14 protein-coding genes are annotated in these 17,095 nt (G+C 67.6%); 4 read left to right on the forward strand and 10 right to left on the reverse strand.

Annotated features, from left to right (window positions below; genetic code table 11):
- Nucleotides 1-26: 26 nt before the first annotated feature.
- The 7 genes from ABE571_RS17675 to aspS all read right to left on the reverse strand — a co-directional run bounded on the left by ABE571_RS17675 (nt 27) and on the right by aspS (nt 7,276).
- Nucleotides 27-1,877 (reverse strand): potassium transporter Kup, encoded by a 1,851-nt coding sequence (locus tag ABE571_RS17675; RefSeq protein ID WP_313210516.1) that lies wholly within the window; start codon nt 1,875-1,877, stop codon nt 27-29.
- A 127-nt stretch (nt 1,878-2,004) separates the two neighbouring features.
- Nucleotides 2,005-2,595: a Holliday junction branch migration protein RuvA gene (ruvA, locus tag ABE571_RS17680; RefSeq protein ID WP_313210410.1), complete on the reverse strand. Its 591-nt coding sequence runs from the start codon at nt 2,593-2,595 to the stop codon at nt 2,005-2,007.
- A gap of 10 nt (nt 2,596-2,605) precedes the next feature.
- Nucleotides 2,606-3,127, reverse strand: a complete 522-nt coding sequence (gene ruvC / locus ABE571_RS17685; protein WP_121039160.1) for a crossover junction endodeoxyribonuclease RuvC — start codon at nt 3,125-3,127, stop codon at nt 2,606-2,608.
- 129 nt (nt 3,128-3,256) lie between these two features.
- Complete coding sequence (locus ABE571_RS17690) at nt 3,257-3,988, reverse strand: YebC/PmpR family DNA-binding transcriptional regulator (protein WP_313210407.1); 732 nt, start codon at nt 3,986-3,988, stop codon at nt 3,257-3,259.
- A gap of 83 nt (nt 3,989-4,071) precedes the next feature.
- Complete coding sequence (locus ABE571_RS17695) at nt 4,072-4,704, reverse strand: alpha/beta fold hydrolase (RefSeq protein WP_313219722.1); 633 nt, start codon at nt 4,702-4,704, stop codon at nt 4,072-4,074.
- A 109-nt stretch (nt 4,705-4,813) separates the two neighbouring features.
- The gene (locus tag ABE571_RS17700; protein WP_313210403.1) at nt 4,814-5,347 is read right to left on the reverse strand and encodes a GNAT family N-acetyltransferase; all 534 of its coding nucleotides are present in this window, start codon (nt 5,345-5,347) and stop codon (nt 4,814-4,816) included.
- Nucleotides 5,348-5,518: 171 nt separating this feature from the next.
- Nucleotides 5,519-7,276 (reverse strand): aspartate--tRNA ligase, encoded by a 1,758-nt coding sequence (gene aspS / locus ABE571_RS17705; RefSeq protein WP_313219721.1) that lies wholly within the window; start codon nt 7,274-7,276, stop codon nt 5,519-5,521.
- 171 nt (nt 7,277-7,447) lie between these two features.
- Here aspS and ABE571_RS17710 point away from each other — a divergent pair, with 171 nt between their 5' ends.
- Nucleotides 7,448-8,407, forward strand: a complete 960-nt coding sequence (locus ABE571_RS17710; protein WP_346494310.1) for a DUF3011 domain-containing protein — start codon at nt 7,448-7,450, stop codon at nt 8,405-8,407.
- A gap of 82 nt (nt 8,408-8,489) precedes the next feature.
- On the opposite strand, the gene ABE571_RS17715 is transcribed toward ABE571_RS17710, so the two are convergent.
- Entirely contained in the window at nt 8,490-9,125 is a 636-nt protein-coding gene (locus ABE571_RS17715; RefSeq protein WP_313219719.1) for a hypothetical protein, read from the reverse strand.
- Between the two features lie 162 nt (nt 9,126-9,287).
- Between ABE571_RS17715 and ABE571_RS17720 the strand changes: the two genes are divergently transcribed.
- A complete protein-coding gene (locus ABE571_RS17720; RefSeq protein ID WP_313212515.1) occupies nt 9,288-10,556 on the forward strand; it encodes an MFS transporter in 1,269 nt (422 codons plus the stop codon).
- 62 nt (nt 10,557-10,618) lie between these two features.
- Nucleotides 10,619-12,865 (forward strand): glucosylglycerol-phosphate synthase, encoded by a 2,247-nt coding sequence (gene ggpS, locus ABE571_RS17725; RefSeq protein WP_346466729.1) that lies wholly within the window; start codon nt 10,619-10,621, stop codon nt 12,863-12,865.
- 141 nt (nt 12,866-13,006) lie between these two features.
- Here ggpS and blaL2 read toward each other — a convergent pair whose 3' ends face one another.
- Nucleotides 13,007-13,909: a L2 family extended-spectrum class A beta-lactamase gene (gene blaL2 / locus ABE571_RS17730; RefSeq protein WP_346494312.1), complete on the reverse strand. Its 903-nt coding sequence runs from the start codon at nt 13,907-13,909 to the stop codon at nt 13,007-13,009.
- A 204-nt stretch (nt 13,910-14,113) separates the two neighbouring features.
- On the opposite strand from blaL2, the gene ABE571_RS17735 reads away from it, so the two are divergent.
- On the forward strand, nt 14,114-15,013 hold the full coding sequence (locus ABE571_RS17735) for a LysR family transcriptional regulator (protein WP_313212517.1): 900 nt from the start codon (nt 14,114-14,116) through the stop codon (nt 15,011-15,013).
- Between the two features lie 39 nt (nt 15,014-15,052).
- Here the strand turns inward: ABE571_RS17735 and ABE571_RS17740 are convergent, their stop codons facing one another.
- On the reverse strand, nt 15,053-16,909 hold the full coding sequence (locus tag ABE571_RS17740) for an ABC-F family ATP-binding cassette domain-containing protein (RefSeq protein ID WP_313212518.1): 1,857 nt from the start codon (nt 16,907-16,909) through the stop codon (nt 15,053-15,055).
- Between the last annotated feature and the right edge of the window lie 186 nt (nt 16,910-17,095).

Raw genomic sequence — 17,095 nt, forward strand, 5'->3', positions numbered from 1 at the left:
AACCCGGGGGCAGCGCAGGTGGAGATCTAGATCTCCACCTGCGCCCCAAGCTCCACGAGCCGATTACCCGGAATCCGGAAGAACCCGGTCGCCGGCGCGGCGTTCCGGTGCATCAGCGCGAACAGCTTGTCGCGCCAGATCGGCATGCCGCGGTTGGCGGTGGCCACGATGGTCTCGCGGCTGGCGAAGAACGTGGTGTCCATCGGGTCGAAGTAGATCCCGCCGTGGTCGCACGAGCGCATCAGCGCCAGCGGCACGTCCGGGGTCTCCATGAAGCCGAAGCGCACGTAGATCCGATAGAACTCATCACCCACCGACTCGATCTTCAGGCGCTGGCCAGAGGGCGCGTACGGCACCGGCAGGGTCACCACGTGCAGGAACACGTTGCGCTCATGCAGCACCTTGTTGTGCTTGAGGTTGTGCATCAGCGCGTGCGGGGCCACCGAGGGATCGGCGGTCAGGAACACGGCGGTGCCCGGTACCCGCACCGGCGGAGCCAGCATCAGGCCCGGCAGGAAGGTATCGATCCGGATGCCATCCTTGCGGATCTCATCGCGCAGCAGCTCGCGGCCACGCCGCCAGGTGCGCATCATGGTGAACAGCACGATGCCCAGCACCACCGGGAACCACGCGCCCTGCAGCAGCTTGGCGCCGTTGGCGATCACGAAGCCCAGGTCGATCACGAAGAAGATCACGCACAGCGGCAGGATCCAGTTGCGTGCCTTCGGCCACAGCGCGCGCGCGACCAGCGCCAGCAGCAGGGTATCGATCAGCATGGTGGCCGACACCGAGATACCGTAGGCCACCGCCAGATTGGAGGAGCTGCGGAAGGCCAGCACCAGCCCGATCACCATCACCGCAATGCCCCAGTTGATGCCCGGGATGTAGATCTGGCCGATGGTGTCGTGCGAGGTATGGGTAATGCGCATGCGCGGGATGTAGCCCAGCTGCATGGCCTGGCGCGAGACCGAGAATGCGCCGGTGATCACCGACTGCGAGGCGATCACCGCCGCCATCGTGGCCAGCACGATCATCGGGTACAGGCCCCACTCCGGGACCGCCTCGAAGAACGGGTTCTTGACCGCTTCGGGGTTCTTCAGCACCAGGGCGCCCTGCCCCAGGTAGTTCAGCACCAGGCATGGCAGCACGAAGTAGTACCAGGCATGGCGGATCGGCTTGGCGCCGAAGTGGCCCATGTCCGCGTACAGCGCTTCGCCGCCGGTCACCGCCAGCACCACCGCGCCGAGGATGAAGATGCCGTGCCAGCCGTGCTCCATGAAGAAGCGCAGCGCCCACATCGGGTTGAAGGCCTTGAGTACTTCCGGGGCATCGACGATGTTCCAGATGCCGATGGCCGCCAGCGAAATGAACCAGATCGAGGTGATCGGGCCGAACAGCTTGCCGATCTTGGCCGTGCCGAAGCGCTGCACGGCGAACACCGCCAGCAGCACCACCACGGTGATCGGCACGATGAAGTTGTGCAGGCCCGGGGCCGCGACCTCCAGGCCCTCGACCGCACCCAGCACGGAGATCGCCGGGGTGATCACGCCATCGCCGAAGAACAGCGAGGCGCCGAAAATGCCGAGGATGCCGACCACATAGGCCGAGCGCGACCCGTTGCGCAGCGTGCGCTGGGTCAACGCCATCAGCGCCATGATGCCGCCCTCGCCATCGTTGTCGGCGCGCATGATGATGGTGACGTACTTGAGCGTCACCACGATGTTCAGTGCCCAGAACGCCAGCGACAGCACGCCCAGCACGGTGTCATGGTCGCTGTTGAGACCGTAGTGCGGGGAGAACGCTTCTTTCAGCGTGTACAGCGGGCTGGTGCCGATGTCGCCGAACACCACGCCGATGGCGCCGATCATCAGCGCCATGCCGCCGGCCGCGGGCGCGTGGCCGTGCGGGGCCTGGCCGTCGCTGTGCTGGGGGGAAGTGGTGGACATGAGGCTCCGGGCGGACGCGGTCGGTGGTGTCGGTGTCAGGAAATGGCAGGCGCGCGGCTCAGCGCAGCGCGGCCTGCAGGGCCTTGCGGATCACCGTGGCGACATCGTCACCCTCGGCATTGGCATCGCGCGCCATGCGCGCGGCCTCGGTCGGCTTGTAGCCCAGCTGCTGCAGGGCCACGGTCGCCTCGGAGACCGGATCGGTGGCCGGTGCCGCACCGGCGATCGGCGCGCCGCCGCCACCGAAATGGGCCGCGCGGTCGCGCAGCTCCAGCACCATGCGCTCGGCGGTCTTCTTGCCGATGCCCGGGATGCGGGTCAGCGCGGTGATGTCACCGGCCTGCAGCATGCGCGCGAACTCGTCCACGCTGACCCCGGAGAGCACGGCCAACGCGATCTTGGCGCCGATCCCGCTGACCTTCTGCACATCGCGGAACAGGCGGCGCTCACCCTCGCGCAGGAAACCGTACAGCGAGACGCTGTCTTCCTTCTGCGCGTAATGGGTGAACAGGGTGACCTCGCGGCCCAGCTCGGGCAGATCGTAGAAGGTGCTCATGGGCGCCTCCAGCTCATAGCCGACGCCATTGACGTCCACCATCAGCCACGGCGGCGCCTTGTAGGCCACGATCCCGCGCAGACGACCAATCATGCAGTGTTCCTCATTTCCGGCTCCAGGCCTGGCGGGCATTGACGCCCAGGCGCAACGCCGTCGCCCGGACGTGGGCGTGGGTGATCGCCACGGCCAACGCATCGGCAGCGTCGGCCTGCAGCTTGGTTTTCAGGTTGAGCATGAGCCCGACCATGTGTTGGACCTGTTGTTTTTCCGCGCCACCGCGGCCGACCACGGCCAGCTTGATCTCGGTGGCGGCGTACTCGCTGACCGGCAGGTCGCGCATCACCACGGCCGAGATGGCGGCGCCGCGCGCCTGGCCCAGCTTCAAGGCCGAATCCGGGTTGCGCGCCATGAACACCTTTTCGATGGCCACTTCGTCGGGGCGGTATTCCTCGACCAGGGCGGTCAGGCCGACCACCAGCAGCTTCATCCGCTGCGGGAAGTCATCCGCGCCCAGCAGCACCAGCGGCAGGTGATGCACATGCACCACCTTGCCGGCGGCGTCCACATCAATGATGCCCACCCCGGTGCGCTGCGAACCGGGGTCGATGCCGAGAATGCGGGTCATGCGGCACGCACACGGCCGCCCGTGGCCCGGAAGGGACACATGCGGCGGGGATAACAGGGAACGGCGGGAGTCATCATGGTCCGCATTGTCCGCTCACCGGTCGCGCAAAGCGACCGGTGAAGCGCCTGCTCAGGCGTAGGCGTCCGCGCCGAGCTCGGCGTTGGAGAACACGTCCTGCACATCGTCCAGGTCTTCGAGCATGTCCAGCAGCTTCTTGACCTGCAAAGCGGTGTCGCCTTCGACCTTGATGTCGTTGTCGGCGCGGTAGGTGATTTCAGCATGGTCCGGGGTGAACCCGGCGGCCTCCATCGCATCCTTGACAGCGTGGTAGCTGTCGGCCGCGGTGACCACGTCGATCGCCCCGTCTTCCGGGTAGACCACGATGTCGTCCGCGCCGGCCTCGATCGCCGCCTCGGTCACGGCTTCTTCGTCCGCACCGGCGCCGAAGTGCAGCACGCCCAGGCGCTTGAACATGAACGACACCGAGCCTTCCGTGCCCATGTTGCCGCCGCACTTGCTGAACGCATGGCGGACATCGGCCACGGTGCGCACGCGGTTGTCGGTCAGGCAGTCCACGATCACGGCCACGCCACCGGGGGCATAGCCCTCGTAGCGGATCTCTTCGTACTCGACGCCTTCCAGCTCACCGGTCGCCTTCTTGATGGCGCGCTCGATCACGTCCTTGGACATGTTCGACGACAGGCCCTTGTCCATGGCCACCCGCAGGCGCGGGTTGTTGTTGGGGTCGCCTCCACCGCCGCGCGCGGCAACGCCGATCTCGCGGATGATCTTGGTGAAAATCTTGCCGCGCTTCGCGTCAGACGCGTTTTTGCGGTTCTCGATGGAGGGGCCTCTACCCATGGGGTGACTCTCGTGTTTCTGTCAGGAACAGGGCGCGAATTCTACCTGATCCGCCGGCCTGCCCGTGTCAGTGCCGGGCCCGATCAGGCGGCGTGGGCCGCGTCGTCCCGGCGGAACCGGCCATCGCGCAGGAAGGCGGCGGTCTGGCGCGCGGCATCCGGCGAGAATACCAGCCCGCTGTGGCTGGCCGGGATCACGCAGTGGTCGGCCAGGCCCGGCAACTGCGTCTCATCCAGCGCCACGGTGCCATCGGAGGCATCGCCACAGGCGCCCAGCAGGCTGCCCAGCCCGTGCGGGACGGAGCCGGCGATCAGGCCGACCTGCGCCCTGCCCTCCCAGGCCGGCAGGCCATCCAGCAGCAGTTCCGAGCTGCGCCCCAGCGCCAGCGACCAGCCGTGATCGCTCAGCGAGCGCGCGGTCACACTGCCACGCAACGGGGAGCCGAGGCAGACCACCCGCGACACCGGCAGGTCCGGCGCGCGCCGCAGCGCCTCCAGCGCGACCAGTCCGCCCAGGCTGTGCCCGACCAGCGAGACCGGGCCGCTGTCCTTGAGCCGCTCCAGCAGTTGCGGCACCGCCACCTCCGGGCCCCCGAACACGCTGGAGTACCCGAAGGTATCCACGGCGAAGCCACGGGCACGCAGACGCCAGGCCAGCGGGCCGACCCACGCGCGCGCATTCCAGATGCCATGCAGCAGTAAAACAGGGGGATTCATGGTGTCAGCCTAGCCCGTTGGGCGGGGCGCCTGCAGAAGGAAACAGCGTCATTAGACGAATGGACCGGACAACGGCAGGTGAAGCCGTCGCGGCCCTTCAGGATCCGGCTCAGGCGGCCGTTGGCGGGCGGCGCAGGATGAACTCCAGGTCGAGCACCTTGCCCACCGGGAACGCGTAGGTGCCGACCTTGCTGAAGCCGTAGCGGGCGTAGAAGCGCTGTGCACCGAAGTTTTCCGACCACACCCCCAGCCACACCGTGCGCGGGCCCTCGCGTTCCAGCCAGGCCAGCGCGGTTTCGAACAGACGACTGCCCCAGCCACAGCTCTGCTGGTCCTTGATCAGGTACAGGCGCTTGAGCTCGCCATCGCCGGGCTGCACCTCGGCATGCGGCAGTCCACAGGGGCCGGCTGCGGCGTGGCCCACGGCAACACCGTCCAGCTCCAGCAGCCAGACCGCGTAATCAGGGTGTTCGAGGATGATGCGCTGGCGCTGCGCCGGGTAGGCCTCGTCGAGGAAGGCCTGCAGGTCCTCGGGCGGGTACAGATGGCCGAAGGTTTCCACGAAGGTACGCGCGGCCAGCACCGACAGGGTCTGGGCATCGTCCGGGGTGGCGCGGCGGATGGTGTAACGGCCTGGGGTCACGGCGGGAGCATCGGCATCGGCGGGAGCCGTCAATTTACCTGAACGCTGCGGCGATGGCGCCGCGTGACGATCAACGTTTTCGATCATCACGGGCGCCACCCACGGCCCGGCACCGACCTCCGGCCGGTACCTGCCGCACCCCACGCCGGCCCATGGCCGGCACTTGCCGGCTTATTCCTTGACCGCGCGCGGACGGACCTGGACGTGCACTTCCGCCAGCTGCTCGTCCGGGATCGGCGACGGGGCACCGGTCATCAGGCACTGCGCGCCGGTGGTCTTCGGGAACGGGATGACGTCGCGGATCGACTCGGTACCGGCCATCAGCGCGGCGATACGGTCGATACCGAAGGCGATGCCACCGTGCGGCGGCGCGCCGAAACGCAGCGCGTCGAGCAGGAAGCCGAACTTGCCCTCGGCCTCTTCGGCCCCGATGCCCAGCAGGTCGAATACCGCGCTCTGCATGTCCGAGCGGTGGATACGGATCGAACCACCGCCGATCTCGTTGCCGTTGAGCACCATGTCATAGCCGCGCGATACGGCGGTCCTGGCGTTGGCGCGCAGATCGGCGATGTCATCCACTGCCGGCGCGGTGAAGGGGTGATGCAGGGCGACGTAGCGCTGGGCTTCGTCGTCGTACTCGAACATCGGGAAATCGGTGACCCACAGCGGTGCCCAGCCGGCGGCGACCAGGTTGAAGTCCTTGCCGGCCTTCAGGCGCAGCGCGCCCATGAAGTCGGAGACCTTGTTGTAGCCACCGGCGCCGAAGAACACGATGTCGCCATTGCCGGCGCCCACCTGGGCGACCAGCGCGGCGAAGGCCTCGTCGCTGAAGAACTTGGCGATCGGCGAGCTGACGTCGCCGCTCTCGCTGATCTTGATGTAGGCCAGGCCCTTGGCGCCGTACTTGGCGGCATGCGCGGCGTACTCGTCGATCTGCTTGCGGCTCAGCGTGGCACCGCCGGGGATGCGCAGCGCGGCCACGCGGCCGTCGGCATCATTGGCGGCGGCGGTGAACACCGGGAACTCACTGGTCTTGACCAGCTCGGCCACGTCCACCAGCTCCAGCGCGATGCGCAGGTCCGGCTTGTCCGAGCCATAGCGACGCATCGCTTCGGCCCAGGTCATGCGCGGGAAGCTGGCGGCCAGCTCCACATCGACCACTTCCTTGAAGATGGCGCGGATCATGGTTTCCACGAAGTCCTGCACATCGCGCTCGCGCACGAAGGCGAACTCCATGTCCAGCTGGGTGAATTCCAGCTGGCGGTCGGCACGCAGGGCCTCGTCGCGGAAGCAGCGCGCGATCTGGTAGTAACGGTCGAAGCCGGCCACCATCAGGATCTGCTTGAACAGCTGCGGGCTCTGCGGCAGGGCGTAGAACTCGCCCGGGTGCATGCGCGCCGGCACCAGGAAGTCGCGGGCGCCTTCCGGGGTGGCCTTGGTCAGGATCGGGGTTTCGATGTCCTGGAAGCCGGTGGCGTCCAGGTGGCGGCGCAGGGCCTGCACCAGCTTGATGCGGGTGCGCTGCATGCGCTGCATTTCCGGGCGGCGCAGATCCAGGTAACGGTACTTCAGGCGGGTTTCTTCGCCCGGGTTCTCGTGCGCGTGGAACGGCAGCGGCTCGGCCTTGTTGAGGATGGTGATGGCCGTGGCGATCACTTCCACGTTGCCGGTGCGGAGCTTGTCGTTGGCCGCGTGGCGCGCGCGCACCACGCCTTCCACCTGCAGCACGTCTTCGTAGCCCAGGCTGGCGGCCACGGCGAATACAGCGGCGTTGTCGACTTCTACCGTCACCTGCACGATGCCTTCATGATCACGCAGATCGATGAAGACCACGCCGCCCTGGTTGCGGGCAACGTCGGTCCAGCCGGCGAGGGTTACGGTTTGGCCAATCAGGGTCTCGTCGACCAGGCCACAGAAGTGGGTACGCATGGGGGTAAAGCTCCGCAGGAGAGTGCCGGCGCCAAGCTGCGCCGGAAAGCCCGTTATTCTGCGGCCGCCAGCCCGGCGGGGCAAATCCGGGCGCTGCAGCCCGGCATCACACGCTCTGAACCGGGGCCATTCCTATAGTCCGCGCACCAACGACCGCACGGGGATGTCGCCATGCAACGCCGTCTGAGCACCGTCTGCCTCACCCTTGCCCTGGCCTGTATGGCCCCGGCCCTGCACGCCCAGATGAGTACCCGGGCCTATGCCCCGGAAAATCTGTCGCAGCTGTCCTCCTCCGACCGCAGCCGGGTCATCACCCAGGAATACGCCGACCAGTCCAATGGCCGCCGGATCCCGGATGACCAGCTGCGCTTCTACCTGGCCCAGGTCAATTCGGGCTGGAACTTCTCCCGCATCAAGCAGGACATCGCCACGTCGCTGCGCGGCAACGGCAACGGCAACGGGGGTGGCTGGAATGGCGGCGGCAACGGCCCCGGCAACACCGGCACGGTCCGCTGCGAAAGCCAGGACAACCGCGAGCGGGTCTGCAATACCGGCTGGCGCAGTGCCCGGCTGTCCCGCCAGATCTCCGGGACGACCTGTACCGAGGGCCGCAACTGGGGCTCGCGCAACGGGACGGTCTGGGTCAGTGGCGGCTGCCGGGCCGAATTCGTCGAGGGCCGTGGCAATGGCGGCAACTGGGGCGGCGGTGGCGGCACCGGCGCGACGATCCGCTGCGAGAGCCAGGACAACCGCGAGCGCACCTGCAACACCAGCTGGCGCAACGCCACCCTGGTTCGCCAGATCTCCGGTACGGCGTGTGTCGAGGGCCAGACCTGGGGCGTGCGCAATGGGGCAATCTGGGTCAATCGCGGCTGCCGCGGCGAGTTCGCCGAAGCGCGTGGCAACAGCGGCGGCAACTGGGGGGGCGGTGGCGGCAACAGCAATTACAGCGTGACCTGCAGCAGCAACGACAAGCGCCAGCAGACCTGTGCCTGGGATGCCCGTCAGGGTCGCCCGGCCCTGGTGCAGCAGTTGTCGGGCACGGCCTGCGTGGAAGGCCGCAGCTGGGGCTACAGCAATGGCAGCCTGTGGGTCAGCGGCGGGTGCCGCGCCCGGTTCGGGGCGCGCTGAGCGTTCCCCTTGTGGTAGGTGCCGACCGTTGGTCGGCACGCTCGCGGTGACGCCGGCCCGCGGCCGGCATTACCGCGCTGCGTTACGGCGCAGGCGTCTCACTGCCCCACGGCGCCGGCGGCAGTGCCACCGGCTTGCTCAGGTCGAACACCACCTGGAAGTGGCGCCCGCCCGGGCGGGTCAATTCGTAGACGAAGCGCTGGTCCGGCTCCACTTCCATTGCCCAGGTGTTCTGCACCGAGGCGAGCATGTCCGCCTTGCGGAACATCGCCACCGAGTCCGAATCGACCGGGAATGACTGGCGTTGCGCGGTGCCTGGCGGCTTGCTGTCGCCACCGTACATCGTGACCGCATCAGGACTGCCGTCCTCGTGGCGATGATCGTGCTTGAGCCGCAGCCCATGCTCGGTGCGGGTGAGCACCCAGGTCCGTGAATGGTCATCACCGACATGGAAGGGAATCCGCAGCTCATGCGCCGGGTCCTCGCAGCCACGCACGTGCATCACCAGCCGTTTGCCCTCGAAAGGATCGGGCGCATCGGTCTTGGGCTCGTTGACCGCGATGCGGCCTTCGAACGCTTTGCCGCAGTGCGCGGCCACGGCAGACATGAACGCATCGGACGGCGCCATCGAGACATCATGGCCGACCGTGTCGTTCGAACCGCTGCACGCGGTGATCGCCAGCGCAGCGGCGAAAGGAAGGAGTTTGACTACATTCATGCCCCCACCCTAACGGGCGCGAACGACCAGCGCAAACCGGACGACCCGCTGCATCGTCACGCACGCACACCCATCGCCTGCGCTGCAACAGGGGCTTCATACCCGCTGTGGTATGGTCAATCACGTGACTTGTTCGCCTTCTTCCCCACGAAGGGCGCACGCATGTTGCGGCTGACCGCCCTGCTCGCCGGTGTGGCGCTGCTGCTGACCGGCAGCGGCCTGCTCGGCACATTGCTGGCGGTGCGCGGTGGTGAAGCCGGCTTCGGTGCCGGCACGTTGGGGTTGGTGATGTCCGGCTATTTCGCCGGTTTTTTCATCGGCACCTTCTTCGCCCCCTCGCTGATCGGCCGCATCGGCCATATCCGTGCGTTTGCCTTCTTTGCCGCCCTCGCCGCCATCGCGGTGCTGCTGCACCCTCTGTGGATCAATCCCGTGGGTTGGGGCGTGCTGCGCATCCTTACCGGCATCGCGCTGGTGGGCCTTTACACCGTGATCGAGAGCTGGCTCAACGCCGAGCCCGACCCGCGCCTGCGCAGCCGTGCTTTCTCGCTCTACATGGTGGTCAACCTCTCGGCACTGGCCCTGGGCCAGGTGCTGCTGATGCTTGGCGACGCCGGCGCGACCTCGATGTTCATGCTTACCGCGATCCTGGTCTGCGCGGCAGTGTTGCCGGTCACCGCTACGCGCCTGCGCCCGCCGGAGATTCCCTCGGTGCCGCGCCTGAAACTGGCGCGGCTGTATGCGATGGCACCGGTGGCGACGGTTGCCGCCGGCCTCTCCGGCCTGGCGATGGGCGCATTCTGGGGCCTGCTGCCGGTCTACGCCGGCGAGGTCGGCCTGGACGGCAATGGCGTCGCGATGTTCATGCTGACCGCCATCGCCGGTGGCGCGTTGCTGCAATGGCCATTGGGTCACATCAGCGACGGGCATGACCGCCGCACCGGACTGGTCGCGCTGAGCCTGGCCGCGGCGGGTATCGCCGTGGTGGCCTCGCTGCCGATGATCCAGGCGCAGACCCATCTGCTGTTCGGCCTGTTTTTCTTCTATGGCGGGCTGGCCTTCGCGCTGTATCCCTTCGCGGTCGCGCACATGCTCGATTACCTGCCGCGCGAAGATCTGCTCTCGGGCTGCTCCAGCCTGCTGCTGGTCCATGGCGTGGGCGCCGCGCTCGGCCCCGCGTTGGCGGGCGCGGCGATGCAGCAGTTCGGCGCGCCTGCACTGCCGCTGTACTTCGCGGTGGTGCTGATGCTGCTGGCGCTGTTCACCACCGCGCGCCTGCTCAGCTTCCAGCGGCTGCGCACGCATCCGGTCGGCTTCCGGCTGATGCTGCGCACCACCCCCTCGGCGCTGGAACTGATGCCCGAGACCGACACCGCGCCGCCGGATCCCGATATCCCCCTCCCCTCTGACTCCGATAAGGAAGTGCATTGACTGTTTCGACACCGACCTCCCTCACTCCAACCCGTACACCGCCGGCGCCGCCGGCCCCGCAATTGATCCTCGCCACCGATCTGGATGGCACCTTCCTCGCCGGCGATCCCGCCGCGCGTCATCGGCTCTACCGGCTGGTCGACCAGCACCCGGGTATCCGCCTGATCTTCATCACCGGCCGCGGCCTGGAAGCGGTGATGCCCCTGCTCTCCGATCCGGCCATTCCGCGCCCGGATTACGTGGTCTGCGATGTCGGTGCCACCGTCGTCGACGGCCACACCCTGCAGCCGATGCAGCCCCTGCAATCGATGATCGACGCGCACTGGCCGGGCGAGCAGGTGGTCGCCGCCGCGATGCGTCCGTTCACCGCGCTGCAGCGCCAGGACGTGCCGCAGGAACGCCGCTGCTCGTACTTCTGCGATCCCGACACGCTGGCGCCGCTGCGCTCGCAGATCCAGGCCGCCGCGCAGGCGCTGGGCTGCGATGTGCTGTATTCGGCCGACCGCTATCTGGACATCCTGCCGCCTGATACCGACAAGGGCCGCACCCTGGCCGCGCTTGCGCGCCTGCTGGAACTGCCGCGCGATCGCATCCTGGTGGCCGGCGATACCCTCAATGACCTGTCGATGTACACCTCCGGTTTCCGCGGGGTGTGCGTGGGCGATTCGGAGCCGGCGCTGACCGCCGCGACGGCCGACCTGAAGCACACCTTCCATGCACAGGCGCCGGGGTGCGGCGGCATCCTCGAAGCGATCGAACATTTCGGCCTGCTCGCCGATGACGATCCCTTCCTGCGCCCACCGCCGCAGGCGCGCGCCGATGGCGCCGACCTGGTGATGGTCTATCACCGCCTGCCCTTCGATGAAGTGATGGAAGATGGCGTGCTGGTGCAGCGCCCGCCGCGCTCGCCCAACGGCATCATCCCCTCGCTGCTGAGCTTCTTCGAAGGCGGCCAGAAGGGGTCCTGGGTCGCCTGGGGAATCGATGAGCCCAAGCGCGGTCCGTTCCAGACCCACCTGGCAGTGGATGCCGAGCGTTACCCCACCCTGACCGCCGCGCGCGTGCCGCTGAGCAAACAGGAAGTGGACATCTTCTACAAGCGCTTCTCCAAGGAAGCGTTCTGGCCGATGCTGCACGTGTTCTGGGAACGCGCGAAATTCCGCGAAGAAGACTGGCAAGTCTTCCTGAAGGTCAACCGCAAGTTCGCCGAGGCCACCGCCGCCGAAGCCGCGCATGGCGCGACCGTGTGGATCCACGACTACAACCTGTGGATGGTGCCGGCCACGCTGCGCGAGCTGCGCCCGGACCTGAAGATCGCCTTTTTCCACCACACCTACTTCCCGTCGGCGGATGTATTCAATGTGGTGCCCTGGCGCCGCGAGATCATCGGCAGCCTGCTCAGCTGCGACTACATCGGCTTCCACATTCCGCGACAGGTGGAGAACTTCGTGGACGTCGTGCGCGGCGCGATGCCGGCCGAGCGTCTGGCGTGGGAAAGCTGCGCCCCGCGTTTTCTCACCTACGGGTGCGCAGTGGGCCTGGACACGATGACCACGCGCCTGCGCGTGGGCGACCGCGAAGTCGCCCTCGGTGCGCACCCGGTCGGCACCGATCTGCGCCGCATCCACAACGTGCTCGCACGCAGCGACGTGCGCAATGACATCTTCAAGCTGCGCCGCGAGATCGGCGCGCGCAAGCTGGTGCTGTCAGTGGAGCGCCTGGATTACACCAAGGGCACGCTGGCCAAGCTGGAGGCGTTCGAGCGGTTGCTGGAGCAGCATCCGGATCGCCAGGGCAAGGTCACCCTGCTGATGATCTGCGTACCGGCCGCACGCGAGATGACCATCTACCGCACGCTGCAGAACCAGATCGAGCAGGCGGTGGGGCGGATCAACGGGCGCTTCTCGCGGCTGGACTGGACCCCGGTGCGGTTCTTCGCCCAGGCATTGCCGTTCGAAGAGGTGGTGGCGCACTACGCCGCCGCACAGGTGATGTGGATCACCCCGCTGCGCGATGGCTTGAACCTGGTGTCCAAGGAGTTCGTGGCCACGCAGGGCATCGAGGGCAGCAACGGCGTGCTGGTGCTCAGCGAATTCGCCGGTGCGGCGGCCGAGCTGAAGGGCGCGGTGCTGACCAATCCGCATGACCCGGCCGATCTCACCGCCGGCCTGTTGCAGGCCTTGTCGATGCCCGACGATGAAGCCACCGGGCGCATGCGCCAGCTGTTCGGCAGCGTGGAGTATTACGACGTGGATCGCTGGGGCCGGGATTTCCTGGATGCGGTGCGCAACAGCCACGCCGAAGGCTGACGCTGTACGGGTAGTGCCGGCCGCTGGCCGGCTCCAGGCGGTGCCGGCTGCGGGCGGTGCCGGTTTCATGGGTTGCCGGCCAGCGGCCGGCACTACCGTGTGCGCGCCGACCAACGGTCGGTGCCTCCCGGGCGGCATCGCCTACCCGGCGCGCTGGATGATGCCTTCGGCGATCACCGCCACCTGGCGCAGCACGTCGTTACGACCGGCATCATCCACCGTCGCGCCCTGCAGGTAGCTGGTCAGCACCCACGGTGCACCGCCGGCGAGCGGCCACAGAATGGCGATGTCATTGGTGGTGTCCTCGCCATTGCTGCCGGTCTTGTCACCCACCCGCCACGCCTTGGACAACCCGGCGCGCAATCGCGCATCGCCGGTTTCGTTGTCGATCAACCAATCCGCCAGCTGCTGTTTCGAGGCGGACGTGAGTACGTCACCGAGCACGAAGCGCTGCAGGCTGGCCGCCATCGCCGCCGGGCTGGTGGTGTCGCGCGGGTCGCCGGGGGCGAAGCGGTTCATCTCCGGCTCGAGCCGGTCATTACGGGTCACCGCATCACCGTTGGCCCGCAGGAAGGCGGTCACGCCGGCCGGCCCGCCCACCCTGCCCAGCAGCAGGTTCGCAGCGGGGTTGTCGCTGGTGATCATGGTCGCCCGGCACAGGTCGCGCACGGTGAGATCCTTGCCTAGGTGCCGCGTGGTCACCGGCGCATGCGAGAGCATGTCCGGCTGGCGCACGGGCACGCGCTGGTCCAGCGAGAGCCTGCCCTGGTCGGCCAGGTGCAGCACCGCAGCGGACAACACGAACTTGAAGGTGCTGCACATCGGGAAACGTTCGTCCTGGCGGTTGCCGGTACGCCAGCCGGTGCCGGTATTGAGCAGGGTCACGCCGAGGCGCCCGCCGCTTGCTGTTTCCAACGCTGCGAAGTCTTTCGCCGCGACGGCCGGTTGCGGTGAGGGCAGCGGCGTCTTGGCGAAGGCGGTGGCGGCCAATGCAGACGCGGCGGCCGCGCCGGTCCATTGCAGGAACTGTCGTCGAGCGATCATGGGGTTCTCCTTGGCGAAGGCCTGAGTATTGGCAGGTCGCCGCGCCTCCACCAGCGAGGATTTTCAGCGGAAGTCATTACTTGATCTCATACCTTCTGATCCCCCTGCCGGGAATGAACGCGGAAAACAGCGTCATCTCTGCACGCCGCTCGCCGCAGCAGCCCCTCAGTGCGAAGATGCATCATCCCTGCTCACGGCTCGCCCATGCTCCGCCCCCAGCTGCCGCTCAATGCCCTGCGCGCCTTCGAGGCCGCTGCACGGCACCAGAATTTCACCCGCGCCGCCCTGGAGCTGTGCGTCAGCCAGGCCGCGCTGAGCCATCAGATCCGCGCACTGGAGGACCGGCTGGGCGTGTCGCTTTTCACCCGCTTGCCGCGCGGGGTCGCCCTGACCGATGAAGGCGCCCGCCTGTATCCGGTGCTCAACGAGGCCTTCGACCGCATCGCGGTCAGCCTGGACCGGTTCGTCGGCGGGCATTTCCGCGAAGTGTTGAGCGTGGGCGTGGTCGGCACGTTCGCCACGGGTTGGCTGCTGCCGCGCCTGGGGGATTTCAACGCGCGCCATCCGGATATCGAGCTGCGCCTGCAGACCCATAACAACCGCATCGATCTGGCCGGTGAAGGGCTGGACCTGGCGATCCGGTTCGGTGATGGCGACTGGCAGGGGCAGGTCAGCGATGCCGTACTGGATGCCCCGTTTGCGCCGCTGTGTGCACCTGCGTTGGCACGTACGCTGCGGCAGCCGCGCGATCTGGCGAACGTGGCGTTATTGCGCTCCTACCGCAGCGACGAGTGGCCACGCTGGCTGCAGGCCGCTGGCGCGCCGGAACTGGACGCGCGTGGGCCGGTGTTTGATTCGTCCCTGACGCTGGCCAGTGCCGCCGCCGCAGGTGCGGGCGTGGCGCTGTTGCCGTTGAAGATGTTCGAGCAGGATCTTGCCCAAGGGCGCTTGATCCAACCCTTCGCGCAGACCCTGGATCTGGGCAGGTATTGGTTGACGCGGCTGCGCTCGCGCGCCGAGAGCGACGCGGCGCGGCGGTTCCGGGAATGGCTGGAGGCGCAGGACGATGTGCCGACCAACGGTCGGCACCTACCGGTTGCCTGAGGGTGCCAGGGAGATGCCGACCGGTGGTCGGCATGCCGTTTACGCGTCCAGCAATTCCATCCACGTCTGCTCGGCCTTGCTGAGCAGGGTCGCGGTGGCTTCACGATCGCGGCCGAGGACTGCCATGCGGGTCGCATCGGCGTAGTTGGCCGGGTTGGCCAGCTCGCGGTCCAGGTCGGCCAGCAGCGCCTCCAGTTCGCCCACCTTGGCTTCGGCGGCAGCCAGTTTGTGGGGATTGACCGGCTTCTTCGGCGGCAGCGGCGGCGTCGGCGGCACCGGCTCCGGGGCCGCCGCGGCCATCTTCTGCTTGGTGCCCTGCGCGGCCGGACGCGACCGCAGCCACGCCGCGTAGGCATCCAGATCGCCGTCGAACGGTTCGACCACGCCATCGGCCACACGCCAGAACGTGTCGCAGACCAGACCGATCAGATGGCGGTCATGCGAGACCATCACGATCGCGCCCTCGAAGTCGGCCAGTGCTTCGGCCAGCGCTTCGCGCATTTCCAGATCCAAGTGGTTGGTCGGTTCGTCGAGCAGCAGCACGTTCGGCTGCTGGTAGGCGATCAGTGCCAGGGCCAGGCGCGCACGTTCGCCACCGGAGAAGCCGTCCACCGGTTCAAACGCGCGGTCGCCGGCGAAGTTCCACTTGCCGAGGAAATCGCGGAAGGACTGGTTCGGTGCATCCGGGGCCAGGTCGCGGAAGTGCTCCATCGGCGACTGCCCTTCATGCAGCGACTCCACCGTGTGCTGGGCGAAGTACCCGATGCGCAGGTCCGGATGCGCGGCGCGCTCGCCGCTGATCGGGTCCAGTTCGCCCACCAGGGTCTTCACCAGGGTGGTCTTACCGGCACCGTTCGGGCCGAGCAGGCCGATGCGCTGGCCAGCCTCCAGGCCAAAGCCCACGTTGTGCAGGATCACCGAATCGGCGCCGTAACCGGCCTCGACATGGTTCAGGCGGATCAGCGAGAACGGCAGTTTGGCCGGCGGCGCGAACTCGATGCGGAACTCGCGCTCGGCACGCACCGCTTCGGTACCGGCCAGCTTGGCCAGGCGCTTCATGCGGCTCTGTGCCTGCGCGGCCTTGCTGGCCTGCGCCTTGAAGCGATCGATGAAGCTCTGCAGATGCGCGCGCTCGGCCTGTTCCTTGTCGTGGGCGAGCTGCTGCTGGCGCAGCTGTTCGGCGCGCTGGCGCTCGAAATCGGTATAGCCGCCGACGTACAGCTTGGCGCCGCCACCGTGCAGATGCAGGGTGTGGGTGGCCACGTTGTCCAGGAACTCGCGGTCATGCGAGATCAGCAGCAGGGTGCCCGGGTACTTGAGCAGCCACTGTTCCAGCCAGAACACGGCGTCCAGATCCAAGTGGTTGGTCGGTTCATCGAGCAGCAGCAGGTCGCTGGGCATCATCAGCGCGCGCGCCAGGTTCAGGCGCACGCGCCAGCCGCCGGAGAACGAGGAGACCGCGCGCGAGTGGGTTTCGGCCGGGAAGCCCAGGCCGTGCAGCAGCTTGCCGGCGCGCGCCTCGGCGTCATAGGCACCGATCTCGGCCATGCGCTGGTGGGCGGTGGCCACCGCTTCCCAGTCTTCACGCGCCGCGGCTTCCGCCTCTTCACGCATGACGGCGGCCACCTCGGTGTCGCCCTCCAGCACGAACTGCAGCGCCGGATCCGGCAGCGACGGGGTTTCCTGGGCCACGCTGGCGATGCGGATCTTGCCGGGCAGATCGACGTCGCCCTTGTCCGCCTCCAGCTCGCCCTTCACGGCGGCGAACAGGCTGGACTTGCCGGCGCCATTGCGGCCGACCACGCCGACGCGGTACCCCGCATGCAGGGTCAGGTCGACGTTGGACAACAGCAGCCGCTCGCCACGGCGCAAGGCGAAGTTACGAAGGGAAATCATCTTGGGGGTCCATATAACGGAATGGAATGTGCTCGTGAGCACCTTTCCTGCGACGTAATTCTAGCGTTAACGAATACTTGACGGGCCCCGGGATGCGCGGCAGGCCTCGTTTCTCTCTCCCACGACCCTGCCCGCGCTACCCCGGGACCCCCCTGTCAAATCCCCGGCCTCACGTAAATGGTTGCT

Source organism: Stenotrophomonas sp. TWI273 (assembly GCF_039674765.1).
Taxonomy (GTDB): Bacteria; Pseudomonadota; Gammaproteobacteria; order Xanthomonadales; family Xanthomonadaceae; genus Stenotrophomonas.

Bases quoted from the DNA above. Each gene is read 5' to 3' on its own strand.
- aspS (WP_313219721.1), bottom strand. From the start codon at position 7,276: ATGCGTACCCACTTCTGTGGCCTGGTCGACGAGACCCTGATTGGCCAA.
- ABE571_RS17675 (WP_313210516.1), bottom strand. From the start codon at position 1,877: ATGGCGCTGATGATCGGCGCCATCGGCGTGGTGTTCGGCGACATCGGC.
- ABE571_RS17720 (WP_313212515.1), top strand. From the start codon at position 9,288: ATGTTGCGGCTGACCGCCCTGCTCGCCGGTGTGGCGCTGCTGCTGACC.
- ruvA (WP_313210410.1), bottom strand. From the start codon at position 2,595: ATGATTGGTCGTCTGCGCGGGATCGTGGCCTACAAGGCGCCGCCGTGG.
- ABE571_RS17710 (WP_346494310.1), top strand. From the start codon at position 7,448: ATGCAACGCCGTCTGAGCACCGTCTGCCTCACCCTTGCCCTGGCCTGT.
- ABE571_RS17740 (WP_313212518.1), bottom strand. From the start codon at position 16,909: ATGATTTCCCTTCGTAACTTCGCCTTGCGCCGTGGCGAGCGGCTGCTG.
- ABE571_RS17715 (WP_313219719.1), bottom strand. From the start codon at position 9,125: ATGAATGTAGTCAAACTCCTTCCTTTCGCCGCTGCGCTGGCGATCACC.
- ABE571_RS17695 (WP_313219722.1), bottom strand. From the start codon at position 4,704: ATGAATCCCCCTGTTTTACTGCTGCATGGCATCTGGAATGCGCGCGCG.
- ruvC (WP_121039160.1), bottom strand. From the start codon at position 3,127: ATGACCCGCATTCTCGGCATCGACCCCGGTTCGCAGCGCACCGGGGTG.
- ABE571_RS17735 (WP_313212517.1), top strand. From the start codon at position 14,114: ATGCTCCGCCCCCAGCTGCCGCTCAATGCCCTGCGCGCCTTCGAGGCC.
- ABE571_RS17690 (WP_313210407.1), bottom strand. From the start codon at position 3,988: ATGGGTAGAGGCCCCTCCATCGAGAACCGCAAAAACGCGTCTGACGCG.
- blaL2 (WP_346494312.1), bottom strand. From the start codon at position 13,909: ATGATCGCTCGACGACAGTTCCTGCAATGGACCGGCGCGGCCGCCGCG.